Origin of the sequence: Pseudomonas sp. B21-010, from assembly GCF_024749325.1 — a bacterium.
Taxonomy (GTDB): Bacteria; Pseudomonadota; Gammaproteobacteria; order Pseudomonadales; family Pseudomonadaceae; genus Aquipseudomonas; species Aquipseudomonas kilonensis.
The window spans coordinates 6,451,736-6,472,652 of sequence record NZ_CP087198.1 but is presented as its reverse complement, the minus strand read 5'-3'; the positions used below and the strand labels follow the sequence as shown (position 1 = coordinate 6,472,652).

Below are 20,917 nucleotides of genomic sequence, written 5' to 3'. Positions count from 1 at the left end.
GGATATCCCCTAAGTTGAAAGCCGGTGAGGCAAAAACAAGCGGCCATTGTAGCGAGCAGACGCCCACTTATCCACATGCAGCTTGCTGATCGCCCATGATTTATCAATGCGTTAACCGCAAGAAAGACGACGGGCGGTCAGTGGATAAGCTCTGTGGATAACCGGGCCTGAGGTCGTTGCACAAGTGGGGGCGAAAGTCGGTGGATAACCGCCCTGTGGATAACATGGCATTCCACACACAGCTTATCCGACAGCGCAGCACAGGCTGGCCACTGCTTTCCCGTGTAGTTGTCATTCTCTGTACATGGCGGATTACAAGGCCTGCGCATGGTTATCCACAGACAGGTGGCTGCCTTGCTTTTATAAGCTTTACAGAAAAGCTTTAAATAATTCCCTTCTTTATTTCTATATCTAGCGTCGTGTGATGAATCCGCCCCAGCGTCCGGATATCTATTTAAAGGAAACGCTGGTTGGAAATTGACCTAGAGGCTTGCTTTCTCTAGAATCCCCGGTCTCTTAAAACGGGGGCCATTCCGGCCCGTTGTGGACGAACCAGGTAACACGACATGAAACGTACTTTCCAACCAAGCACTATCAAACGCGCTCGTACCCACGGTTTCCGTGCTCGCATGGCTACCAAGAACGGTCGTGCCGTCCTGTCGCGTCGTCGCGCCAAAGGTCGTGCGCGTCTGGCAGTTTGATAATCCGGCACTGGAGGTGAGTCAGGACTTCAGTCGGGAAAAGCGTCTGCTTACACCCCGGCATTTCAAGGCAGTCTTTGACTCCCCTACCGGCAAGGTTCCGGGGAAAAATCTCCTGCTCCTTGCGCGCAGTAACGATCTCGATCACCCCCGACTAGGGCTGGTTATCGGGAAAAAGAGCGTCAAGCTCTCTGTTCAGCGCAATCGCCTCAAACGTCTGATGCGCGAATCGTTTCGCCTGAACCAGGATTCACTGGTTGGATGGGACATTGTTATCGTCGCGCGCAAAGGTTTGGGTGACGTAGAAAACCCCGAATTGATTCAGCATTTCGGCAAGCTCTGGAAGCGTCTGGCCCGCAACAAGCCAGTACCAGCAGTCAACACCGAAACTGTAGGGGTAGACAGTCCCGATGCGTAAACTGGCACTCGTTCCGATCCAGTTTTACCGCTATGCCATTAGTCCTTTGATGGCCAGTCACTGTCGTTTCTACCCCAGTTGTTCCTGCTACGCGTACGAAGCCATAGAAAATCATGGCCTACTGCGCGGTGGCTGGCTGACCTTTCGTCGTTTAGGTCGCTGTCATCCGTGGAATCCCGGCGGTTATGACCCGGTTCCGCCTATCCCTACCTCCCGTTCTTCTTCGATGGCCGAGTAATCATGGATATCAAACGCACGATCCTGATCGTCGCCCTGGCAATCGTGTCCTACGTCATGGTCCTTAAATGGAACCAGGACTATGGCCAGGCTGCCCTGCCGACTCAGAATGTTGCAGCCAGCAATACCGCACCGAGCCTGCCGGATGCCCCAGTTGGCAACAATGCTGCCAGCAATGACGACATCCCGCGCGCGGCAAGCGATACCAGCGCTCCCGCCGAAGCCCCCGTGGCCGTAAGCAAAGATCTCATCCAGATCAAGACGGACGTGCTCGAGCTGGCAATCGATCCACAAGGTGGTGACGTCGCCCAGCTGAAGCTGCCGCTGTATCCGCGTCGCCAGGATCATCCGGAAATCCCGTTCCAGTTGTTCGACAACGGTAACGAGCGCACCTATCTGGCCCAAAGTGGCCTGATCGGTACCAACGGCCCGGATTCGAGCCCGGCCGGTCGCCCGGTCTACTCCGCCGAGAAGAAGACTTATCAACTGGCTGACGGTCAGGACCAACTGGTCGTGGACCTGAAGTTCAGCAAGGATGGCGTCAACTACATCAAGCGTTTCACCTTGAAACGTGGCTTGTATGACGTAACCGTCTCTTACCTGATCGACAACCAGAGCGCACAGCCCTGGTCCGGTGCGATGTTCGCGCAATTGAAGCGTGACGCCAGCTCCGATCCGTCTTCGAGCACTGCCACCGGCACCGCGACTTACCTGGGCGCCGCCCTGTGGACAAGTTCGGAGCCGTACAAGAAAGTCTCCATGAAGGACATGGACAAGGGCCCGCTCAAGGAAACCGTCCAAGGTGGCTGGGTTGCCTGGCTGCAGCACTACTTTGTAACAGCCTGGATCCCGCAAAAAGGCGACAGCAACGTCGTCCAGACGCGTAAAGACAGCAAAGGCAACTTCATCATCGGCTACACCGGCCCGACATTGACTGCCGCACCAGGTGCGAAAGCCGAAACCAGCGCCATTCTGTATGCCGGCCCTAAAAGCCAGGCCGTGCTGAAAGAGTTGTCCCCAGGCCTGGAACTGACCGTGGACTACGGTTTCCTGTGGTTCATTGCCCAGCCGATCTTCTGGCTGCTACAACATATCCACAGCATCGTCGGTAACTGGGGCTGGTCGATCATTTTCCTGACCATGCTGATCAAGGGTCTGTTCTTCCCATTGTCGGCCGCCAGCTACAAATCCATGGCTCGCATGCGCGCTGTGGCGCCGAAACTGGCCGCGCTGAAAGAGCAACATGGCGATGACCGGCAGAAAATGTCCCAGGCCATGATGGAGTTGTACAAGAAAGAGAAGATCAACCCGCTGGGTGGATGCTTGCCGATTCTTGTACAGATGCCCGTGTTCCTGTCGCTGTACTGGGTCTTGCTGGAAAGCGTGGAGATGCGTCAGGCACCGTTCATGCTGTGGATTACCGACCTGTCGATCAAGGATCCGTTCTTCATCCTGCCGATCATCATGGGCGCGACCATGTTCATCCAGCAGCAGCTGAACCCAACGCCTCCGGATCCGATGCAGGCGAAGGTCATGAAAATGATGCCAATCATCTTCACCTTCTTCTTCCTGTGGTTCCCGGCTGGTCTTGTGCTGTACTGGGTTGTGAACAACGTGTTGTCCATCACTCAGCAGTGGTACATCACGCGTAAGATCGAAGCGGCTACGAAAAAAGCCGAGGCGTAACTTGCTCTGTGGATAACCACACAAAACGCCCCCTAGTGGGGCGTTTTGCTATCTGTCACTTTTGTCTGGATACCGGTTTATGAGCGCTCCGCGTGAAACCATCGCCGCCGTTGCCACCGCCCAAGGTCGCGGCGGTGTCGGCATCGTCCGTATTTCGGGGCCCTTGGCCAGTGTCGCGGCCAAGGCTATCAGCGGTCGTGAACTCAAACCGCGGTTTGCTCATTACGGCCCGTTTTTCAGTGATGACCAGCAGGTCCTCGACGAGGGGCTGGCGTTATATTTCCCGGGGCCGAATTCGTTCACCGGCGAAGACGTACTGGAACTGCAAGGGCATGGCGGCCCCATCGTGCTGGACATGCTGCTCAAGCGTTGCCTGGAACTGGGCTGTCGCCTGGCCCGGCCGGGTGAGTTCAGTGAACGGGCATTCCTCAACGACAAGCTCGACCTGGCCCAGGCCGAGGCGATCGCCGATTTGATCGAAGCCAGTTCGGCACAAGCGGCACGCAACGCATTGCGGTCCTTGCAGGGTGCGTTTTCCCTGCGTGTGCATAACCTCACCGAACAATTGATTGGCCTGCGGATTTACGTCGAGGCGGCGATTGATTTCCCGGAAGAGGAAATCGACTTCCTGGCCGATGGTCACGTGCTGAGCATGCTGGATAAAGTGCGCGATGAGTTATCCACAGTACTGCGCGAAGCCGGGCAGGGCGCCTTGCTGCGCGATGGGATGACCGTGGTGATCGCTGGGCGGCCGAATGCCGGCAAGTCGAGCCTGTTGAATGCCCTGGCCGGGCGCGAGGCGGCGATTGTCACCGAGATCGCCGGCACCACCCGGGACATATTGCGTGAACATATCCACATCGATGGCATGCCACTGCACGTAGTGGATACCGCAGGTTTGCGCGACACTGATGACCAGGTGGAAAAAATCGGCGTTGAGCGGGCGCTCAAGGCCATCGGTGAAGCCGATCGGGTCCTGCTGGTGGTGGATGCCACCGCACCGGAAGCGGACGATCCATTTGCCTTGTGGCCTGAATTCCTCGAAGTCCGCCCGGATCCAGCGAAAGTCACCTTGATCCGCAACAAGGCCGACCTGACCGGGGAAGCGATTGTCCTTGAGGTCAGCAACGACGGCCATGTGACCATCAGCCTGAGCGCGAAGGCGGCGGGCGAAGGCCTGGAGTTGCTGCGTGAACACCTCAAGGCCTGCATGGGCTATGAGCAGACCTCGGAAAGCAGCTTCAGCGCCCGCCGGCGGCATCTTGAAGCCTTGCGCCATGCCAGCGCCGCCCTGGAACACGGTCGTGCGCAGCTGACCTTGGCGGGGGCGGGTGAGTTGTTGGCCGAAGACCTTCGCCAGGCCCAACATTCCCTTGGGGAAATTACCGGCGCCTTCAGCTCCGATGACCTGTTGGGGCGGATCTTTTCCAGCTTCTGCATCGGTAAATAACCCCGCCTTTCAAACCGGGTTTGTCCTCGAAGCCTCTCGAGTCCAACACAAACCCGGTTCCTCCCCTCTATTTTTGAAACGATTGCCCTTGATGGCGGCTTGCCTGTGGACGCTGCGGCGGTCCATTGCGGCGGTTTTCTGTGGATTAAGCCCTGTGAATAACTGCCATTGAGGTCGGTTGATAAACCCCCTTCAAAACTGAAGATAACCGCCTCTGTGGATAACAGGCCCATTCATCCACAGGCTTACACCGGTTATCCAACCCCCTCATTGCCACCTGATCACAGGGTTTTGAATCTCTGTACACATTGTAAATAAAGGCCTGTGTAACGTTATCCACAGATAAGTGGCTCAGTAAGAATAAACATAAAAACAAAGGTTTTATAAATTTCTTTCTTTTTAATTTCTTTAACCGCGAGTTTTCCACAGCTGGTTAAATTTTGTGCAAAGGGTTCTTTAGGAAAGGGGAAGTCCCTATACTTGCCGACCTGGTTCGAAAAACGCTCTGGCCAGGCTCAAGACCTATTTCCGAATTACCTGAATTAAGCAGGCACGAGGTGCGTGGTGGATTTCCCTTCCCGTTTTGAAGTGATCGTCATCGGCGGCGGTCATGCCGGTACCGAGGCAGCACTTGCATCAGCACGCATGGGGGCAAAAACCCTGTTGCTGACGCATAACGTGGAAACCCTCGGTGCCATGAGTTGCAACCCTGCCATTGGTGGGATCGGCAAAAGCCACCTGGTCAAGGAAATCGATGCCCTGGGCGGCGCGATGGCCATGGCCACCGATAAGGGTGGTATCCAGTTTCGCGTATTGAACAGCCGCAAAGGCCCAGCCGTGCGCGCTACTCGCGCCCAGGCCGACCGAGTCCTGTACAAGGCAGCTGTCCGTGAAATCCTGGAAAACCAGCCGAACCTGTGGATATTTCAACAAGCGGCCGATGACCTGATCGTCGAGCAGGACCAGGTACGCGGAGTCGTCACGCAAATGGGCCTGCGGTTCTTCGCCGATTCCGTGGTGTTGACCACCGGGACCTTCCTTGGCGGACTTATCCACATCGGTTTACAGAATTTTTCCGGCGGTCGCGCCGGTGATCCGCCGTCGATTGCTCTGGCTCGCCGTCTGCGTGAGTTGCCATTGCGTGTCGGGCGCCTGAAAACCGGTACGCCACCTCGCATCGACGGCAAGTCCGTGGATTTCTCGGTGATGACCGAGCAGCCTGGCGATACGCCGATCCCGGTGATGTCGTTCATGGGCAACAAGGAACAGCATCCACGGCAAGTCAGTTGCTGGATCACCCACACCAACGCCCGCACCCACGAAATCATTGCGGCGAACCTCGATCGTTCGCCGATGTATTCCGCTGCCGGTGAAATCGAAGGTGTCGGCCCGCGCTATTGCCCGTCGATTGAAGACAAGATCCATCGCTTTGCCGACAAGGAAAGCCATCAGGTGTTCATCGAACCGGAAGGTTTGACCACCCATGAGTTGTATCCGAACGGGATATCCACAAGTCTGCCGTTCGACGTGCAATTGCAGATCGTGCAATCGATCCGTGGCATGGAGAACGCGCACATCGTGCGTCCGGGTTATGCGATCGAGTACGACTACTTCGATCCGCGTGATCTGAAGTACAGCCTGGAAACCAAAGCTATCGGCGGTCTGTTCTTCGCCGGGCAGATCAACGGCACCACCGGCTACGAAGAAGCGGGTGCCCAGGGTTTGCTCGCCGGAGCCAACGCCGCACTGCTCGCCAAGGGCAAAGAAGCCTGGTGCCCGCGTCGTGACGAGGCGTACATCGGTGTGCTGGTGGATGACCTGATTACCCTGGGCACCCAGGAACCGTATCGGATGTTCACATCCCGCGCCGAATACCGCCTGATCCTGCGTGAAGACAACGCCGACCTGCGCTTGACCGAGAAAGGTCGCGAACTGGGGTTGGTGGACGACGTGCGTTGGGCCGCGTTCTGCAAGAAACGCGAGAGCATCGAGCTGGAAGAGCAGCGCCTGAAAAGCACCTGGGTTCGTCCCGGTACCGAGCAGGGCGATGCCATTGCCGCGAAATTCGGCACGCCACTGACCCACGAATACAACCTGTTGAACCTCTTGAGCCGTCCGGAAATCGACTATGCCGGGCTGGTGGAAGTGACCGGCCAGGGTGCGGAAGATCCGCAAGTGGCCGAACAGGTCGAGATCAAGACCAAATACGCCGGTTACATCGACCGCCAGCAAGACGAAATCGCCCGTCTGCGCGCCAGTGAAGACACCAAGCTGCCTGTGGATATCGATTACACCGGCATTTCCGGGCTGTCGAAAGAAATCCAGAGCAAGCTCGGTGCGACCCGTCCAGAAACCCTGGGCCAGGCCTCGCGTATTCCAGGCGTTACGCCAGCGGCGATTTCCCTGTTGATGATTCATTTGAAAAAACGCGGCGCCGGCCGCCAGTTGGAGCAAAGCGCTTGAGTTCGATGGTCACCTCGCAACACGCTGAAGAGTTATCCACAGGTGCCCGTCAGCTCGGCGTCAACTTGACCGAAGCCCAGCACGCGCAATTGCTGGGTTATCTGGCGTTGTTGATCAAATGGAACAAGGCCTACAACCTGACCGCCGTGCGCGATCCGGATGAAATGGTCTCGCGCCATTTGCTCGACAGCCTCAGCGTCATGTCCTTCATCGAAAACGGTCGCTGGCTGGATGTCGGCAGTGGCGGGGGCATGCCGGGAATCCCGCTGGCGATCCTGTTTCCCGACTCGCAAGTGACCTGCCTGGACAGCAACGGCAAGAAAACCCGCTTCCTGACCCAGGTCAAACTCGAACTCAAACTGGATAACCTGCAAGTTATCCACAGCCGCGTCGAAGCGTTCCAGCCTGCCGAGCCGTTCAACGGGATCATCTCCCGGGCGTTCAGCAGCATGGAGAACTTCAGCAACTGGACTCGCCACCTGGGCGACGCCGATACGCGCTGGCTGGCAATGAAGGGCGTTCATCCAGCCGATGAGCTGGTAGCATTGCCGGCAGACTTCCACCTCGATAGCGAACACGCCTTGGCCGTACCCGGTTGCCAAGGCCAACGCCATCTGCTGATACTGCGCCGCACGGCATGATTGGGAACACAAGCAAGAATGGCTAAGGTATTCGCGATAGCGAACCAGAAGGGTGGTGTGGGCAAGACCACCACCTGTATCAACCTCGCAGCATCCCTGGTCGCGACCAAGCGCCGGGTGCTGTTGATCGATCTCGATCCACAGGGCAACGCCACCATGGGTAGCGGTGTGGATAAGCATGGCCTGGAAAACTCCATCTACGACGTCCTGATCGGCGAATGCGATCTGGGCCAGGCCATGCACTTCTCCGAACACGGCGGTTATCAACTGCTGCCGGCCAACCGTGACCTGACGGCGGCCGAAGTGGTGCTGCTGGAAATGCAGATGAAGGAAAGCCGTCTGCGCAGCGCCTTGGCGCCGATCCGGGAAAACTACGATTACATCCTGATCGACTGCCCGCCGTCGCTGTCGATGCTGACCCTCAACGCCCTGGTGGCGGCCGATGGGGTCATTATCCCCATGCAGTGCGAATACTTCGCATTGGAAGGCTTGAGCGACCTTGTGGATAACATCAAGCGCATCGCCGAACTGCTGAACCCGGACCTGAAGGTCGAAGGCCTGCTGCGGACCATGTACGACCCGCGCCTGAGCCTGATGAACGATGTTTCGGCCCAGCTCAAGGAACACTTCGGCGAGCAGCTCTACGACACGGTCATCCCGCGTAACATCCGTCTGGCCGAAGCGCCGAGCTACGGCATGCCGGCCCTGGCCTACGACAAACAATCCCGTGGTGCGCTGGCTTACCTGGCCCTGGCGGGCGAGATGGTTCGCCGTCAGCGCCGCAATCCACGCACCGCTGCAGCCCAGCCAACTTAAGGAAACCCCATGGCCGTCAAGAAACGAGGTCTCGGACGTGGACTGGATGCACTGCTCAGCGGTCCCACTGTCAGCTCGCTGGAAGAACAGGCCGTCCAGGTCGATCAGCGTGAGTTGCAGCATTTGCCGCTGGACCTGATCCAGCGCGGCAAATATCAGCCGCGTCGGGACATGGATCCGCAGGCGCTGGAAGAATTGGCCCAGTCGATCAAGAGCCAGGGCGTGATGCAGCCGATCGTGGTCCGGCCGATCGCCAATGGGCGCTTCGAGATCATTGCCGGCGAACGTCGCTGGCGCGCCAGCCAGCAGGCCGGCCAGGAAACCATCCCGGCGATGGTCCGCGATGTACCGGATGAAACGGCCATCGCCATGGCGCTGATCGAGAACATCCAGCGTGAAGACCTCAACCCGATCGAGGAAGCCGTGGCCCTGCAGCGTTTGCAGCAGGAATTCCAGCTGACCCAGCAACAAGTTGCCGAGGCGGTGGGCAAGTCCCGCGTGACCGTGGCCAACCTGCTGCGCCTGATTGCGTTGCCGGAAGTCATCAAGACCATGCTGTCCCATGGCGACCTGGAAATGGGTCATGCCCGGGCGTTGCTCGGTTTGCCGGAAAATCAACAGGTTGAAGGGGCGCGACATGTTGTCGCACGCGGTCTGACTGTGCGCCAAACCGAGGCACTGGTTCGCCAGTGGCTGAGCGGCAAACCGGCCCCTGTCGAGGCACCCAAAACCGATCCTGATATCGCTCGCCTGGAACAACGCCTGGCCGAGCGCCTGGGCTCTGCGGTGCAGATCCGCCACGGAAAGAAGGGCAAGGGGCAATTGGTGATTGGTTACAACTCCCTCGATGAGCTGCAAGGTGTCCTTGCACACATTCGCTGAAACAATTGCTCTTGTAGCGCGCAGTCGGAAATCACTACCCGACAGTTGAATAGGGGCAGAACCGCCCCTATACTCTGCGCGCATTTTGTCGGCACAAATTATGCCAAGTTATTGAATTATGGCGGCCGACTATTGGAGAGCAAAAGCGATGGAAACCCGCACGCCAAACCGCTTGCCGTTCCATCGTCTGGCAGTTTTCCCGGTTTTGATGGCCCAATTCACCGTTGTACTGATCGCCGCATTGGCGCTTTGGCAATGGAAAGGAGTCGTCGCCGGATACTCAGGGCTTTGCGGAGGCCTGATAGCCTTGCTTCCCAATATTTACTTCGCTCACAGGGCCTTTCGGTTTTCCGGCGCCCGAGCAGCCCAGGCTATCGTCCGGTCTTTTTATGCCGGCGAGGCGGGGAAACTGATTTTGACGGCAGTGCTGTTTGCATTGACGTTCGCAGGTGTGAAGCCACTGGCGCCGCTGGCTGTATTCAGCGTCTTCGTGCTGACCCAACTGGTTAGCTGGTTCGCTCCCCTGCTAATGAGAACAAGACTTTCGAGACCTTAGGGCGTTTGAGGCAACCATGGCAGAGACAACCGCTTCGGGCTATATCCAGCACCACTTGCAGAACCTGACCTTCGGTCAGCTACCCAACGGCGGCTGGGGCTTTGCCCACTCCGCAGCAGAAGCCAAGGAAATGGGCTTCTGGGCTTTCCACGTCGATACCCTCGGCTGGTCGGTCGCATTGGGCCTGATCTTCGTTCTTCTTTTCCGCATGGCGGCAAAGAAGGCGACTTCCGGTCAGCCTGGTGCACTGCAGAACTTCGTTGAAGTACTGGTCGAATTCGTCGATGGCAGCGTGAAAGACAGCTTCCATGGCCGTAGCCCGGTGATCGCACCGCTGGCACTGACCATCTTCGTCTGGGTGTTCCTGATGAACGCCGTCGACCTGGTACCGGTCGACTGGATTCCTCAGCTGGCCATCCTGATCACCGGCGACCACCACATCCCATTCCGCGCCGTGTCGACCACCGACCCGAACGCAACCCTGGGCATGGCCTTCTCGGTCTTCGCACTGATCATTTTCTATAGCATCAAGGTCAAGGGCATCGGCGGCTTCATCGGCGAACTGACCCTGCACCCGTTCGGCAGCAAGAACATCCTGGTTCAAGCCCTGCTGATCCCGGTGAACTTCCTGCTCGAATTCGTGACCCTGATCGCCAAACCGATTTCTCTGGCACTGCGTCTGTTCGGCAACATGTATGCCGGCGAACTGGTGTTCATCCTGATCGCTGTGATGTTCGGCAGCGGCCTGCTGTGGCTCAGCGGCCTGGGTGTAGTCCTGCAATGGGCGTGGGCTGTGTTCCACATCCTGATCATCACCCTGCAGGCGTTCATCTTCATGATGCTGACCATCGTCTACCTGTCGATGGCGCACGAAGAAAACCATTAAGGCCAGTCTCGACTAGTCTGATGTCCTTCCCGGTCAAACGGGAAGGAGCCCGAACCGGGCTGAGAAACGATTTGTTTTACCGCTTTAATCTAAAAAACCTAAACCATACGACGTAAAAGTCGGGAGGAAAGATGGAAACTGTAGTTGGTCTAACCGCTATCGCTGTTGCACTGTTGATCGGCCTGGGCGCACTGGGTACCGCAATTGGTTTCGGCCTGTTGGGCGGCAAGTTCCTGGAAGGCGCAGCGCGTCAGCCAGAAATGGTTCCAATGCTGCAAGTCAAAATGTTCATCGTGGCCGGTCTGCTCGACGCCGTGACCATGATCGGTGTTGGTATCGCGCTGTTCTTCACCTTTGCGAACCCGTTCGTTGGTCAAATCGCTGGCTAATTACTCGGATGTCTCGAGTAGATTGGTGTGATGGACAACGTAACTGCGAGGTGTTGGCGTGAACATTAATGCGACCCTGATTGGCCAGTCCGTTGCGTTCCTGATTTTTGTACTGTTCTGCATGAAGTTCGTATGGCCTCCGGTCATTGCGGCATTGCACGAACGTCAAAAGAAGATCGCTGATGGTCTGGACGCTGCCAGCCGTGCAGCTCGCGACCTGGAGTTGGCCCATGAGAAAGTGGGTCAGCAACTGCGCGAAGCGAAAGCTCAGGCAGCTGAAATCATCGAGCAAGCCAAGAAACGCGGTACCCAGATTGTCGACGAAGCCCGTGAACAGGCTCGCGTCGAAGCTGACCGTGTGAAGGCTCAGGCTCAAGCCGAGATCGAACAGGAACTCAATAGTGTCAAAGACGCGCTGCGTGCCCAAGTGGGTGCCCTGGCCGTTGGCGGTGCTTCGAAGATCCTGGGTGCCACAATCGATCAAAACGCGCACGCAGAGCTGGTTAACCAACTGGCTGCTGAAATCTAAGCGAGGGCGATCATGGCAGAACTGACCACGTTGGCCCGACCTTACGCTAAGGCGGCCTTCGAGCACGCTCAGGCCCACCAGCAACTGGCCAATTGGTCAGCCATGCTCGGCCTGGCTGCAGCGGTGTCGCAAGACGACACCATGCAGCGCGTGCTCAAGGCCCCGCGACTGACGAGCGCAGAAAAGGCCGCCACGTTCATTGACGTGTGCGGCGACAAGTTCGATGCCAAGGCACAGAATTTCATTCACGTCGTTGCCGAAAACGACCGTCTCCTGCTTCTGCCGGAGATCGCCACTCTTTTCGACCTGTACAAGGCCGAGCAAGAGAAGTCGGTAGACGTGGAAGTGACCAGTGCTTTCGCATTGAACCAAGAACAGCAAGACAAACTCGCCAAGGTTCTCAGTGCACGACTCAACCGGGAAGTGCGCCTGCAAGTCGAGGAAGACAAGTCCCTGATAGGGGGCGTTGTAATCCGCGCCGGCGACCTGGTTATCGATGGCTCGATTCGCGGCAAAATCGCGAAACTTGCCGAAGCATTGAAATCTTGAGTTTGAAGGGGCAGCAGAGCAATGCAGCAACTCAATCCTTCCGAAATAAGTGAAATTATCAAGGGCCGCATCGACAAGCTCGATGTGACCTCCCAAGCCCGTAACGAAGGCACTGTCGTCAGCGTATCTGACGGTATCGTGCGGATTCACGGTCTGGCCGACGTCATGTACGGCGAGATGATCGAGTTTCCGGGCGGCGTCTACGGTATGGCCCTCAACCTGGAGCAAGACTCCGTAGGTGCCGTTGTACTGGGTTCCTACCAGTCGCTGGCCGAAGGCATGAGCGCCAAGTGCACCGGCCGCATCCTCGAAGTTCCGGTTGGTAAGGAACTGCTGGGTCGCGTCGTCGACGCACTGGGCAACCCTGTTGACGGTAAAGGTCCGCTGAACAACACCGAGACCGACGCGGTCGAGAAAGTTGCTCCTGGCGTGATCTGGCGTAAGTCGGTAGACCAGCCTGTACAGACTGGCTACAAGGCTGTCGATGCCATGATCCCTGTCGGCCGTGGCCAGCGTGAGCTGATCATCGGTGACCGTCAGATCGGTAAGACCGCTCTGGCGATCGACGCGATCATCAACCAGAAGAACAGCGGCATTTTCTGCGTCTACGTAGCCATCGGTCAGAAGCAATCGACCATCGCCAACGTGGTTCGCAAGCTGGAAGAAAACGGCGCCCTGGCCAACACGATCATCGTGGCGGCGAGCGCATCGGAATCTCCTGCGCTGCAGTTCCTGGCACCGTACTCCGGTTGCACCATGGGCGAATACTTCCGCGACCGCGGTGAAGACGCGCTGATCGTTTATGACGATCTGTCCAAGCAGGCAGTGGCTTACCGCCAGATCTCCCTGCTGCTGCGCCGTCCACCAGGCCGTGAAGCCTACCCAGGCGACGTGTTCTATCTCCACTCCCGTCTGCTGGAGCGCGCATCCCGCGTTTCGGAAGAGTACGTAGAGAAGTTCACCAACGGCGCAGTGACCGGCAAGACCGGCTCCCTGACCGCTCTGCCGATCATCGAAACCCAGGCTGGCGACGTTTCCGCGTTCGTTCCGACCAACGTGATTTCCATCACCGACGGTCAGATCTTCCTGGAATCGGCCATGTTCAACTCCGGGATCCGTCCTGCTGTGAACGCCGGTGTTTCGGTATCCCGTGTGGGTGGTGCCGCTCAGACCAAGATCATCAAGAAGCTGTCCGGTGGTATCCGTACCGCCCTGGCCCAGTACCGTGAACTGGCGGCATTCGCCCAGTTCGCTTCTGACCTGGACGAAGCGACCCGTAAGCAACTTGAGCATGGTCAGCGCGTTACCGAGCTGATGAAGCAGAAGCAATACGCACCAATGTCGATCGCTGACATGGCGCTGTCGCTGTATGCCGCTGAGCGTGGGTTCCTGACTGACGTTGAAATCGCCAAGGTCGGCAGCTTTGAACAAGCGCTGATTGCTTACTTCAACCGCGATCACGCCGACTTGTTGGCCAAGATCAACGTGAAGGGTGACTTCAATGACGAAATCGACGCTGGCATGAAAGCCGGTATCGAGAAGTTCAAGGCCACCCAAACCTGGTAAGCCGCAGCGGGAGTCGCAAGGCTCCCGCTTGCTAACCTGATAGGTGTTACATGGCAGGCGCAAAAGAGATTCGCAGTAAGATTGCGAGCATCAAAAGCACGCAAAAAATTACCAGCGCCATGGAAAAAGTGGCGGTCAGCAAAATGCGCAAGGCACAAATGCGCATGGCTGCTAGCCGCCCTTATGCGGAGCGCATCCGCCAGGTTATTGGTCATCTGGCCAACGCCAACCCGGAATATCGCCACCCGTTCATGATCGACCGTGCTATCAAGCGCGTCGGTTACGTCGTGGTGAGCAGTGACCGTGGTCTGTGTGGTGGCTTGAACACCAACCTGTTCAAGGCCCTGGTCAAGGACATGGCTGTAAACCGCGAACAAGGCGTCGAGATCGATCTGTGCGTGATTGGTAGCAAGGGTGCGGCTTTCTTCCGCAACTTCGGCGGCAACGTCGTCGCTGCTATCAGCCACCTGGGTGAAGAACCGTCGATCAATGACCTGATCGGCAGCGTCAAGGTGATGCTGGATGCTTACCTGGAAGGCCGGATTGACCGCCTGTCCGTGGTATCCAACAAGTTCATCAACACCATGACGCAACAGCCAACCGTGGAGCAATTGATCCCACTGGTGGCGACCCCGGAACAGGAACTCAAGCACCACTGGGACTATCTCTACGAACCGGATGCCAAGGAGCTGCTTGACGGCTTGATGGTCCGCTACGTGGAGTCGCAGGTCTACCAGGCGGTGGTCGAGAACAACGCAGCTGAACAAGCAGCGCGGATGATCGCGATGAAGAACGCTACCGACAACGCCGGTGATTTGATCAGCGATTTGCAGCTGATCTACAACAAGGCGCGTCAGGCTGCGATCACCCAAGAGATCTCGGAAATCGTCGGCGGCGCTGCCGCGGTTTAACGGTTCAAATATTCAGAGGATCCAGCTATGAGTAGCGGACGTATCGTTCAAATCATCGGCGCCGTTATCGACGTGGAATTTCCACGCGACAGCGTACCGAGCATCTACAACGCGCTGAAAGTACAAGGCGCGGAAACTACCCTGGAAGTTCAGCAGCAGCTGGGCGACGGCATCGTTCGTACCATTGCGATGGGTTCTACCGAAGGCTTGAAGCGCGGTCTGGACGTTATCGACTCTGGCGCTGCCATCTCCGTACCGGTCGGTAAAGCGACCCTGGGCCGGATCATGGACGTACTGGGTAACCCGATCGACGAAGCGGGTCCGATCGACACCGAAGAGCGCTGGGGCATTCACCGTCCTGCGCCATCCTTCGCTGAACAGGCAGGCGGCAACGACCTGCTGGAAACCGGCATCAAGGTTATCGACCTGGTTTGCCCGTTCGCCAAGGGCGGTAAAGTGGGTCTGTTCGGTGGTGCCGGTGTAGGCAAGACCGTAAACATGATGGAACTGATCCGTAACATCGCCATCGAGCACAGCGGTTATTCCGTGTTCGCCGGTGTGGGTGAGCGTACTCGTGAGGGTAACGACTTCTACCACGAGATGAAGGATTCCAACGTTCTGGACAAAGTGGCACTGGTCTATGGCCAGATGAACGAGCCGCCGGGAAACCGTCTGCGCGTAGCCCTGACCGGCCTGACCATGGCCGAGAAGTTCCGTGACGAAGGTAACGACGTTCTGCTGTTCGTCGACAACATCTACCGTTACACCCTGGCCGGTACCGAAGTATCCGCACTGCTGGGCCGTATGCCTTCGGCAGTAGGTTACCAGCCGACCCTGGCTGAAGAGATGGGCGTTCTGCAAGAACGTATCACTTCGACCAAGGAAGGTTCGATCACTTCGATCCAAGCGGTATACGTACCTGCGGATGACTTGACCGACCCGTCGCCAGCGACCACCTTCGCCCACTTGGACGCCACCGTCGTTCTGTCCCGTGACATCGCTTCCCTGGGTATCTACCCAGCGGTTGACCCACTGGACTCGACTTCGCGCCAGCTGGACCCGAACGTGATCGGCCAGGAGCACTACGACACCGCTCGCGGCGTCCAGTACGTGCTGCAGCGCTACAAAGAGCTGAAGGACATCATTGCGATCCTGGGTATGGACGAGCTGTCGGAAGCCGACAAGCAGTTGGTATCCCGCGCTCGTAAGATCCAGCGCTTCTTGTCGCAGCCGTTCTTCGTGGCTGAAGTCTTCACCGGTGCCTCGGGTAAATACGTTTCCCTGAAAGACACCATTGCTGGCTTCAAAGGCATCCTCAACGGTGACTACGACCACCTGCCAGAACAAGCGTTCTACATGGTCGGCGGCATCGAAGAAGCGATCGAGAAAGCCAAGAAACTGTAATCCCGGCGCCCGGCAACGGGCGCTAATTTAGGTTGAGGCAATCAGATGGCTATGACAGTCCATTGCGATATCGTCAGTGCGGAAGGGGAAATCTTCTCCGGTCTGGTCGAGATGGTGATTGCGCATGGTGAGCTGGGTGATCTTGGTATCGCTCTGGGTCACGCACCGCTGATCACTAATCTGAAACCGGGTCCGATCCGCTTGATCAAGCAGGGCGGGGAAGCCGAGGTGTATTACATCTCCGGTGGTTTCCTCGAGGTTCAGCCGAACATGGTCAAGGTCCTTGCCGACACTGTGCAACGTGCTGCCGACCTGGACGAAGCCTCCGCTCAGGAAGCCGTCAAGGCTGCCGAGAAGGCCCTGCACGAGCGAGGCGCGGAGTTCGATTACGGTTCTGCTGCTGCACGTCTGGCCGAGGCCGCAGCCCAGCTGCGCACCGTCCAGCAGATCCGCAAGAAGTTCGGCGGCTAAGCCGTCTGCTTTCTGTGCGATTGATTAAAAAGGGTAGCCTCGGCTACCCTTTTTTCTTTTCCCGACACTCATCATCTGGTCGCAGCCGCTGACCACCCAGGATTGGTAGCCAGTCATGTCTCTCGAAATCGTTATCCTCGCGGCCGGTCAAGGCACCCGCATGCGTTCGGCGCTGCCCAAGGTCTTGCACCCGGTAGCCGGCAATTCCATGCTCGGCCATGTTATCCACAGCGCTCGGCAACTTGATCCACAGCGCATTCACGTGGTGATCGGCCACGGTGCCGATGCAGTGCGCGAACGCCTGGCCGCCGATGACCTGAATTTCGTCCTGCAGGACAAACAACTGGGCACCGGCCATGCGGTGGCCCAGGCTGTGCCGTTCATCACGGCGGATACGGTGCTGATTCTCTACGGCGATGTGCCGCTGATCGAAGTCGACACCTTGCAACGCCTGCTCAAGCATGTCGCGCCACAACAGTTGGGCCTGTTGACCGTCGAGCTGGACGACCCCATCGGTTATGGCCGCATCGTGCGTAACGTCGACGGCCAGGTGACCGCCATCGTCGAGCAGAAGGACGCCAACGAAGCCCAGCGCGCGATCACTGAAGGCAACACCGGGATTCTGGCCGTACCGGCTGAGCGCCTGGGTGACTGGATGAGTCGTCTGTCGAACAACAACGCCCAGGGCGAGTACTACCTGACCGACGTGATCGCCATGGCGGTCAGCGACGGGCTGGTGGTCGCCACCGAGCAGCCGCTGGACGCCATGGAAGTGCAGGGCGCCAATGATCGCCGGCAATTGGCCGAACTGGAGCGCCACTATCAATTGCGCGCCGCCCGCCGCTTGATGGCCCAAGGCGTGACCCTGCGCGATCCGGCCCGTTTCGACGTGCGCGGTGAAGTCAGCGTGGGTCGCGATGTGGTCATCGACATCAACGTCATCCTCGAAGGCAAGGTTGTCATCGAAGACGACGTGGTCATCGGCCCGAACTGCGTGATCAAGGACAGCACCCTGCGCAAAGGCGTGGTGATCAAGGCCAACAGCCATCTCGACGGTGCGGTCATGGGGGAGGGCAGCGATGCTGGCCCGTTTGCCCGCCTGCGCCCAGGCTCTGTGCTGGAAGCCCGTGCCCATGTGGGTAACTTTGTTGAACTGAAGAATGCTCACCTGGGCGAAGGCGCCAAGGCCGGGCACCTGACCTACCTCGGTGACGCCGAAGTCGGCGCCCGCACCAACATTGGCGCGGGGACCATCACCTGCAACTACGATGGCGCCAACAAGTGGAAAACCGTGTTGGGCGAAGATGTGTTCATCGGCTCGAACAACTCCTTGGTAGCACCTGTGGATATCTCCAGCGGTGCGACCACGGCAGCCGGTTCGACCCTTACCCAGAATGTGGATAAAGGCCAATTGGCAGTCGGACGCGCCCGCCAACGCAATATCGACGGCTGGAAGCGGCCGGAGAAAATCAAGAAGCCCTAAAGTTATCCACAACCCCCCCTGTGGGAGCGAGCTTGCTCGCGATAGCGGTATATCAGGTAAAGCAGCATTGCCTGACCCGGCCCCTTCGCGAGCAAGCTCGCTCCCACAGTGATTTAGGGACTTTCTGAATTTTTCTTCTGCTGTCTTGACGATATCGCTTCAATAGGTTTTTATTGCTTACGTTATCTTTCGAATCGAAACTTATACCGCCATGTCGAAACGCAACACACCACAACGCCGTCACAACATCCTTGCCTTGCTCCAGGAGCAGGGTGAGGTCAGTGTGGATGAGTTGGCCAAGCGCTTCGAAACCTCGGAAGTTACGATTCGCAAGGATCTCGCCGCCCTGGAAACCAACGGCCTGCTGCTGCGTCGCTACGGTGGCGCGGTCCCGATGCCGCAGGAGTTGGTGGCCGATAACGGGCAAACCGTCTCCAAGTACAAACTGGCCATTGCCCGGGCCGCCGTGAAGCGGATCCGCGAGCACGCGCGCATCATCATCGACAGCGGCAGCACCACGGCGGCCATGATTCCGCAACTCGGCCAACAGCCGGGCCTGGTGGTGATGACCAATTCCCTGCACGTCGCCAACGCCTTGAGCGAACTGGAGCACGAGCCGGTGCTGTTGATGACCGGCGGTACCTGGGATCCTCACTCCGAGTCGTTCCAGGGCCAGGTGGCCGAGCAGGTCCTGCGTTCCTATGACTTCGACCAGCTGTTCATCGGCGCCGACGGCATCGATCTGGTTCGAGGTACCACCACCTTCAACGAACTGCTGGGCTTGAGCCGTGTGATGGCTGAGGTTGCCCGGGAAGTGATCGTAATGGTGGAGGCCGACAAGATCGGCCGCAAGATCCCTAACCTGGAACTGCCGTGGAGCAGCGTCCATACCCTCATTACCGATGATCGCCTGCCCGTAGAGGCCCGCGATCAGATTCAGGCCCGCGGCATCACCGTGATCTGCGCGCCTGTCAGCCAGGAGAAATAGCATGTGTGGAATTGTCGGCGCCGTTGCTGAACGCAACATCACAGCAATCTTGCTCGAAGGCCTCAAGCGCCTGGAATACCGCGGTTATGACAGCGCCGGTGTGGCGGTGTTTACCAACGACGAGAAGCTCGAACGCATGCGTCGTCCGGGCAAGGTCAGCGAGCTTGCGCAGGCGCTGGAAGCCGAACCGCTGCTCGGTCGCCTGGGCATCGCCCACACGCGTTGGGCCACCCATGGCGCGCCGTGCGAGCGTAACGCTCACCCGCATTTTTCCGGCGACCTGGCGGTGGTGCACAACGGCATCATCGAAAACCACGAAGCCCTGCGTGAACAGCTCAAGGCGCTCGGCTATGTGTTCACCTCGGACACCGACACCGAAGTCATCGCCCATCTGCTCAACCACAAGCTCAAGGACCTGGTGGACCTGACCGTCGCCCTCAAGGCCACCGTCAAGGAACTGCACGGTGCCTATGGCCTGGCGGTCATCAGCGCGAAACAACCTGATCGCCTGGTGGCGGCCCGCAGCGGCAGCCCATTGGTTATCGGCCTGGGCCTGGGGGAAAACTTCCTGGCGTCCGATCAGTTGGCGCTGCGCCAGGTCACCGACCGCTTCATGTACCTGGAAGAAGGCGATATCGCCGAAATTCGCCGCGACAGCGTGCAGATCTGGGACCTCGACGGCAAAGACGTGGTACGTGAAACCGTCCAGTACCGCGACGGTGCCGAAGCCGCCGACAAGGGCGAGTTCCGCCACTTCATGCTCAAGGAAATCCACGAACAACCGGCCGTGGTCCAACGCACCCTGGAAGGCCGCATGAGCCAGAGCCAGGTGCTGGTCCAGGCGTTCGGTCCACAGGCGGCCGAGTTGTTCGCCAAGGTCCGCAACGTACAGATCGTGGCCTGCGGCACCAGTTATCACGCCGGCATGGTCGCCCGTTACTGGCTGGAAGAACTGGCCGGTATTCCGTGCCAGGTCGAAGTGGCCAGCGAGTTCCGCTATCGCAAAGTGGTGGTGCAACCCGATTCGCTGTTCGTCACCATCTCCCAGTCTGGCGAAACCGCCGACACCCTGGCCGCCCTGCGCAACGCCAAGGAACTGGGTTTCCTCGCCAGCCTGGCGATCTGCAACGTCGGCATCAGCTCGCTGGTGCGCGAATCCGACCTGACCCTGCTGACCCAGGCCGGCCGCGAAATCGGCGTGGCGTCGACCAAGGCGTTTACCACGCAGCTGGTGGGCCTGCTGTTGCTGACCCTGTCCCTGGGCCAGGTGCGCGGTACCCTGGGCAAAGGGGTCGAGGCAACATTGGTCGAAGAGCTGCGCCGCCTGCCGGCCCGCCTGGGCGAAGCCCTGGCCATGGACGGTACTGTGGAAAAAATCGCCGAGCTGTTCGCCGAGAAGAACCACACCCTGTTCCTGGGCCGTGGCGCGCAATTCCCGGTGGCGATGGAAGGGGCCTTGAAGCTCAAGGAAATCTCCTACATCCACGCCGAGGCCTACCCGGCTGGCGAGCTCAAGCACGGCCCGCTCGCGCTTGTGGATAACGACATGCCGGTGGTCACCGTCGCGCCGAACAACGAGCTGCTGGAAAAGCTCAAGTCCAACCTGCAGGAAGTGCGCGCCCGTGGCGGCCAGTTGATTGTCTTTGCTGACGAAAAGGCTGGCATGACCAATGGCGAAGGCACCCACGTGGTGCACATGCCGCACATCCACGACATCCTGTCGCCGATCCTCTACACCATCCCGCTGCAGCTGCTGTCGTACTACGTCGCTGTGCTCAAGGGTACCGATGTGGACCAGCCGCGTAACCTGGCAAAATCGGTAACGGTTGAGTAAGGACGTCGCGCGTAGGAACAGCTTCCCAGCTCGACGGTTTGTGGCTAGCTTCCTGGC

General features: G+C 58.4%; 21 protein-coding genes. All 21 read left to right on the top strand.

The window, feature by feature from the left end; genetic code table 11:
• The first annotated feature begins 566 nt into the window (after positions 1–566).
• Entirely contained in the window at positions 567–701 is a 135-nt protein-coding gene (gene rpmH / locus LOY50_RS28945) for a 50S ribosomal protein L34 (protein WP_003213577.1), read from the top strand.
• Between the two features lie 16 nt (positions 702–717).
• The gene (gene rnpA, locus LOY50_RS28940) at positions 718–1,119 is read left to right on the top strand and encodes a ribonuclease P protein component (RefSeq protein ID WP_003207107.1); all 402 of its coding nucleotides are present in this window, start codon (positions 718–720) and stop codon (positions 1,117–1,119) included.
• Entirely contained in the window at positions 1,112–1,357 is a 246-nt protein-coding gene (gene yidD / locus LOY50_RS28935; protein ID WP_010465488.1) for a membrane protein insertion efficiency factor YidD, read from the top strand. Before rnpA ends, yidD begins: the two co-directional genes overlap by 8 nt.
• 2 nt (positions 1,358–1,359) lie before the next feature.
• Complete coding sequence (gene yidC, locus LOY50_RS28930) at positions 1,360–3,042, top strand: membrane protein insertase YidC (protein ID WP_258690090.1); 1,683 nt, start codon at positions 1,360–1,362, stop codon at positions 3,040–3,042.
• Positions 3,043–3,121: 79 nt separating this feature from the next.
• Positions 3,122–4,492, top strand: coding sequence for a tRNA uridine-5-carboxymethylaminomethyl(34) synthesis GTPase MnmE (gene mnmE, locus LOY50_RS28925; RefSeq protein ID WP_253470571.1), 1,371 nt, complete (start codon positions 3,122–3,124; stop codon positions 4,490–4,492).
• A gap of 564 nt (positions 4,493–5,056) precedes the next feature.
• Entirely contained in the window at positions 5,057–6,955 is a 1,899-nt protein-coding gene (gene mnmG, locus LOY50_RS28920) for a tRNA uridine-5-carboxymethylaminomethyl(34) synthesis enzyme MnmG (RefSeq protein ID WP_214511127.1), read from the top strand.
• A 5-nt stretch (positions 6,956–6,960) separates the two neighbouring features.
• Positions 6,961–7,596 carry a 16S rRNA (guanine(527)-N(7))-methyltransferase RsmG gene (gene rsmG / locus LOY50_RS28915; RefSeq protein WP_249877389.1) on the top strand — a complete coding sequence of 212 codons (636 nt, stop codon included), beginning with the start codon at positions 6,961–6,963 and terminating at the stop codon, positions 7,594–7,596.
• Between the two features lie 18 nt (positions 7,597–7,614).
• Positions 7,615–8,412 (top strand): ParA family protein, encoded by a 798-nt coding sequence (locus tag LOY50_RS28910; protein WP_003207100.1) that lies wholly within the window; start codon positions 7,615–7,617, stop codon positions 8,410–8,412.
• Positions 8,413–8,421: 9 nt separating this feature from the next.
• On the top strand, positions 8,422–9,294 hold the full coding sequence (locus LOY50_RS28905) for a ParB/RepB/Spo0J family partition protein (protein WP_003207098.1): 873 nt from the start codon (positions 8,422–8,424) through the stop codon (positions 9,292–9,294).
• 148 nt (positions 9,295–9,442) lie between these two features.
• Complete coding sequence (locus tag LOY50_RS28900; RefSeq protein WP_013694636.1) at positions 9,443–9,850, top strand: F0F1 ATP synthase subunit I; 408 nt, start codon at positions 9,443–9,445, stop codon at positions 9,848–9,850.
• Positions 9,851–9,866: 16 nt separating this feature from the next.
• Positions 9,867–10,736 (top strand): F0F1 ATP synthase subunit A, encoded by an 870-nt coding sequence (atpB, locus tag LOY50_RS28895; protein ID WP_214511126.1) that lies wholly within the window; start codon positions 9,867–9,869, stop codon positions 10,734–10,736.
• A gap of 131 nt (positions 10,737–10,867) precedes the next feature.
• Positions 10,868–11,125, top strand: a complete 258-nt coding sequence (gene atpE, locus LOY50_RS28890) for a F0F1 ATP synthase subunit C (protein WP_003097235.1) — start codon at positions 10,868–10,870, stop codon at positions 11,123–11,125.
• A 58-nt stretch (positions 11,126–11,183) separates the two neighbouring features.
• On the top strand, positions 11,184–11,654 hold the full coding sequence (locus LOY50_RS28885; RefSeq protein ID WP_003187193.1) for a F0F1 ATP synthase subunit B: 471 nt from the start codon (positions 11,184–11,186) through the stop codon (positions 11,652–11,654).
• Between the two features lie 12 nt (positions 11,655–11,666).
• Positions 11,667–12,203 (top strand): F0F1 ATP synthase subunit delta, encoded by a 537-nt coding sequence (locus LOY50_RS28880; RefSeq protein WP_003207094.1) that lies wholly within the window; start codon positions 11,667–11,669, stop codon positions 12,201–12,203.
• 21 nt (positions 12,204–12,224) lie between these two features.
• Positions 12,225–13,769: a F0F1 ATP synthase subunit alpha gene (gene atpA, locus LOY50_RS28875; RefSeq protein WP_003207093.1), complete on the top strand. Its 1,545-nt coding sequence runs from the start codon at positions 12,225–12,227 to the stop codon at positions 13,767–13,769.
• Positions 13,770–13,819: 50 nt separating this feature from the next.
• Positions 13,820–14,680, top strand: coding sequence for a F0F1 ATP synthase subunit gamma (gene atpG / locus LOY50_RS28870; RefSeq protein ID WP_003207090.1), 861 nt, complete (start codon positions 13,820–13,822; stop codon positions 14,678–14,680).
• A gap of 27 nt (positions 14,681–14,707) precedes the next feature.
• Positions 14,708–16,084, top strand: coding sequence for a F0F1 ATP synthase subunit beta (atpD, locus tag LOY50_RS28865; RefSeq protein WP_003207089.1), 1,377 nt, complete (start codon positions 14,708–14,710; stop codon positions 16,082–16,084).
• Positions 16,085–16,129: 45 nt separating this feature from the next.
• A complete protein-coding gene (locus LOY50_RS28860) occupies positions 16,130–16,555 on the top strand; it encodes a F0F1 ATP synthase subunit epsilon (protein ID WP_003207087.1) in 426 nt (141 codons plus the stop codon).
• Positions 16,556–16,670: 115 nt separating this feature from the next.
• Complete coding sequence (gene glmU, locus LOY50_RS28855; protein ID WP_253470569.1) at positions 16,671–18,038, top strand: bifunctional UDP-N-acetylglucosamine diphosphorylase/glucosamine-1-phosphate N-acetyltransferase GlmU; 1,368 nt, start codon at positions 16,671–16,673, stop codon at positions 18,036–18,038.
• 211 nt (positions 18,039–18,249) lie between these two features.
• A complete protein-coding gene (locus LOY50_RS28850) occupies positions 18,250–19,026 on the top strand; it encodes a DeoR/GlpR family DNA-binding transcription regulator (RefSeq protein ID WP_060739917.1) in 777 nt (258 codons plus the stop codon).
• A gap of 1 nt (position 19,027) precedes the next feature.
• Positions 19,028–20,860, top strand: a complete 1,833-nt coding sequence (gene glmS, locus LOY50_RS28845; protein WP_214511122.1) for a glutamine--fructose-6-phosphate transaminase (isomerizing) — start codon at positions 19,028–19,030, stop codon at positions 20,858–20,860.
• Positions 20,861–20,917 lie beyond the last annotated feature (57 nt).

Bases quoted from the DNA above. Each gene is read 5' to 3' on its own strand.
- rpmH (WP_003213577.1), top strand. From the start codon at position 567: ATGAAACGTACTTTCCAACCAAGCACTATCAAACGCGCTCGTACCCAC.
- yidD (WP_010465488.1), top strand. From the start codon at position 1,112: ATGCGTAAACTGGCACTCGTTCCGATCCAGTTTTACCGCTATGCCATT.
- yidC (WP_258690090.1), top strand. From the start codon at position 1,360: ATGGATATCAAACGCACGATCCTGATCGTCGCCCTGGCAATCGTGTCC.
- mnmE (WP_253470571.1), top strand. From the start codon at position 3,122: ATGAGCGCTCCGCGTGAAACCATCGCCGCCGTTGCCACCGCCCAAGGT.
- rsmG (WP_249877389.1), top strand. From the start codon at position 6,961: ATGGTCACCTCGCAACACGCTGAAGAGTTATCCACAGGTGCCCGTCAG.
- LOY50_RS28910 (WP_003207100.1), top strand. From the start codon at position 7,615: ATGGCTAAGGTATTCGCGATAGCGAACCAGAAGGGTGGTGTGGGCAAG.
- LOY50_RS28905 (WP_003207098.1), top strand. From the start codon at position 8,422: ATGGCCGTCAAGAAACGAGGTCTCGGACGTGGACTGGATGCACTGCTC.
- LOY50_RS28900 (WP_013694636.1), top strand. From the start codon at position 9,443: ATGGAAACCCGCACGCCAAACCGCTTGCCGTTCCATCGTCTGGCAGTT.
- atpB (WP_214511126.1), top strand. From the start codon at position 9,867: ATGGCAGAGACAACCGCTTCGGGCTATATCCAGCACCACTTGCAGAAC.
- atpE (WP_003097235.1), top strand. From the start codon at position 10,868: ATGGAAACTGTAGTTGGTCTAACCGCTATCGCTGTTGCACTGTTGATC.
- LOY50_RS28880 (WP_003207094.1), top strand. From the start codon at position 11,667: ATGGCAGAACTGACCACGTTGGCCCGACCTTACGCTAAGGCGGCCTTC.
- atpA (WP_003207093.1), top strand. From the start codon at position 12,225: ATGCAGCAACTCAATCCTTCCGAAATAAGTGAAATTATCAAGGGCCGC.
- atpG (WP_003207090.1), top strand. From the start codon at position 13,820: ATGGCAGGCGCAAAAGAGATTCGCAGTAAGATTGCGAGCATCAAAAGC.
- atpD (WP_003207089.1), top strand. From the start codon at position 14,708: ATGAGTAGCGGACGTATCGTTCAAATCATCGGCGCCGTTATCGACGTG.
- LOY50_RS28860 (WP_003207087.1), top strand. From the start codon at position 16,130: ATGGCTATGACAGTCCATTGCGATATCGTCAGTGCGGAAGGGGAAATC.
- glmU (WP_253470569.1), top strand. From the start codon at position 16,671: ATGTCTCTCGAAATCGTTATCCTCGCGGCCGGTCAAGGCACCCGCATG.
- LOY50_RS28850 (WP_060739917.1), top strand. From the start codon at position 18,250: ATGTCGAAACGCAACACACCACAACGCCGTCACAACATCCTTGCCTTG.
- glmS (WP_214511122.1), top strand. From the start codon at position 19,028: ATGTGTGGAATTGTCGGCGCCGTTGCTGAACGCAACATCACAGCAATC.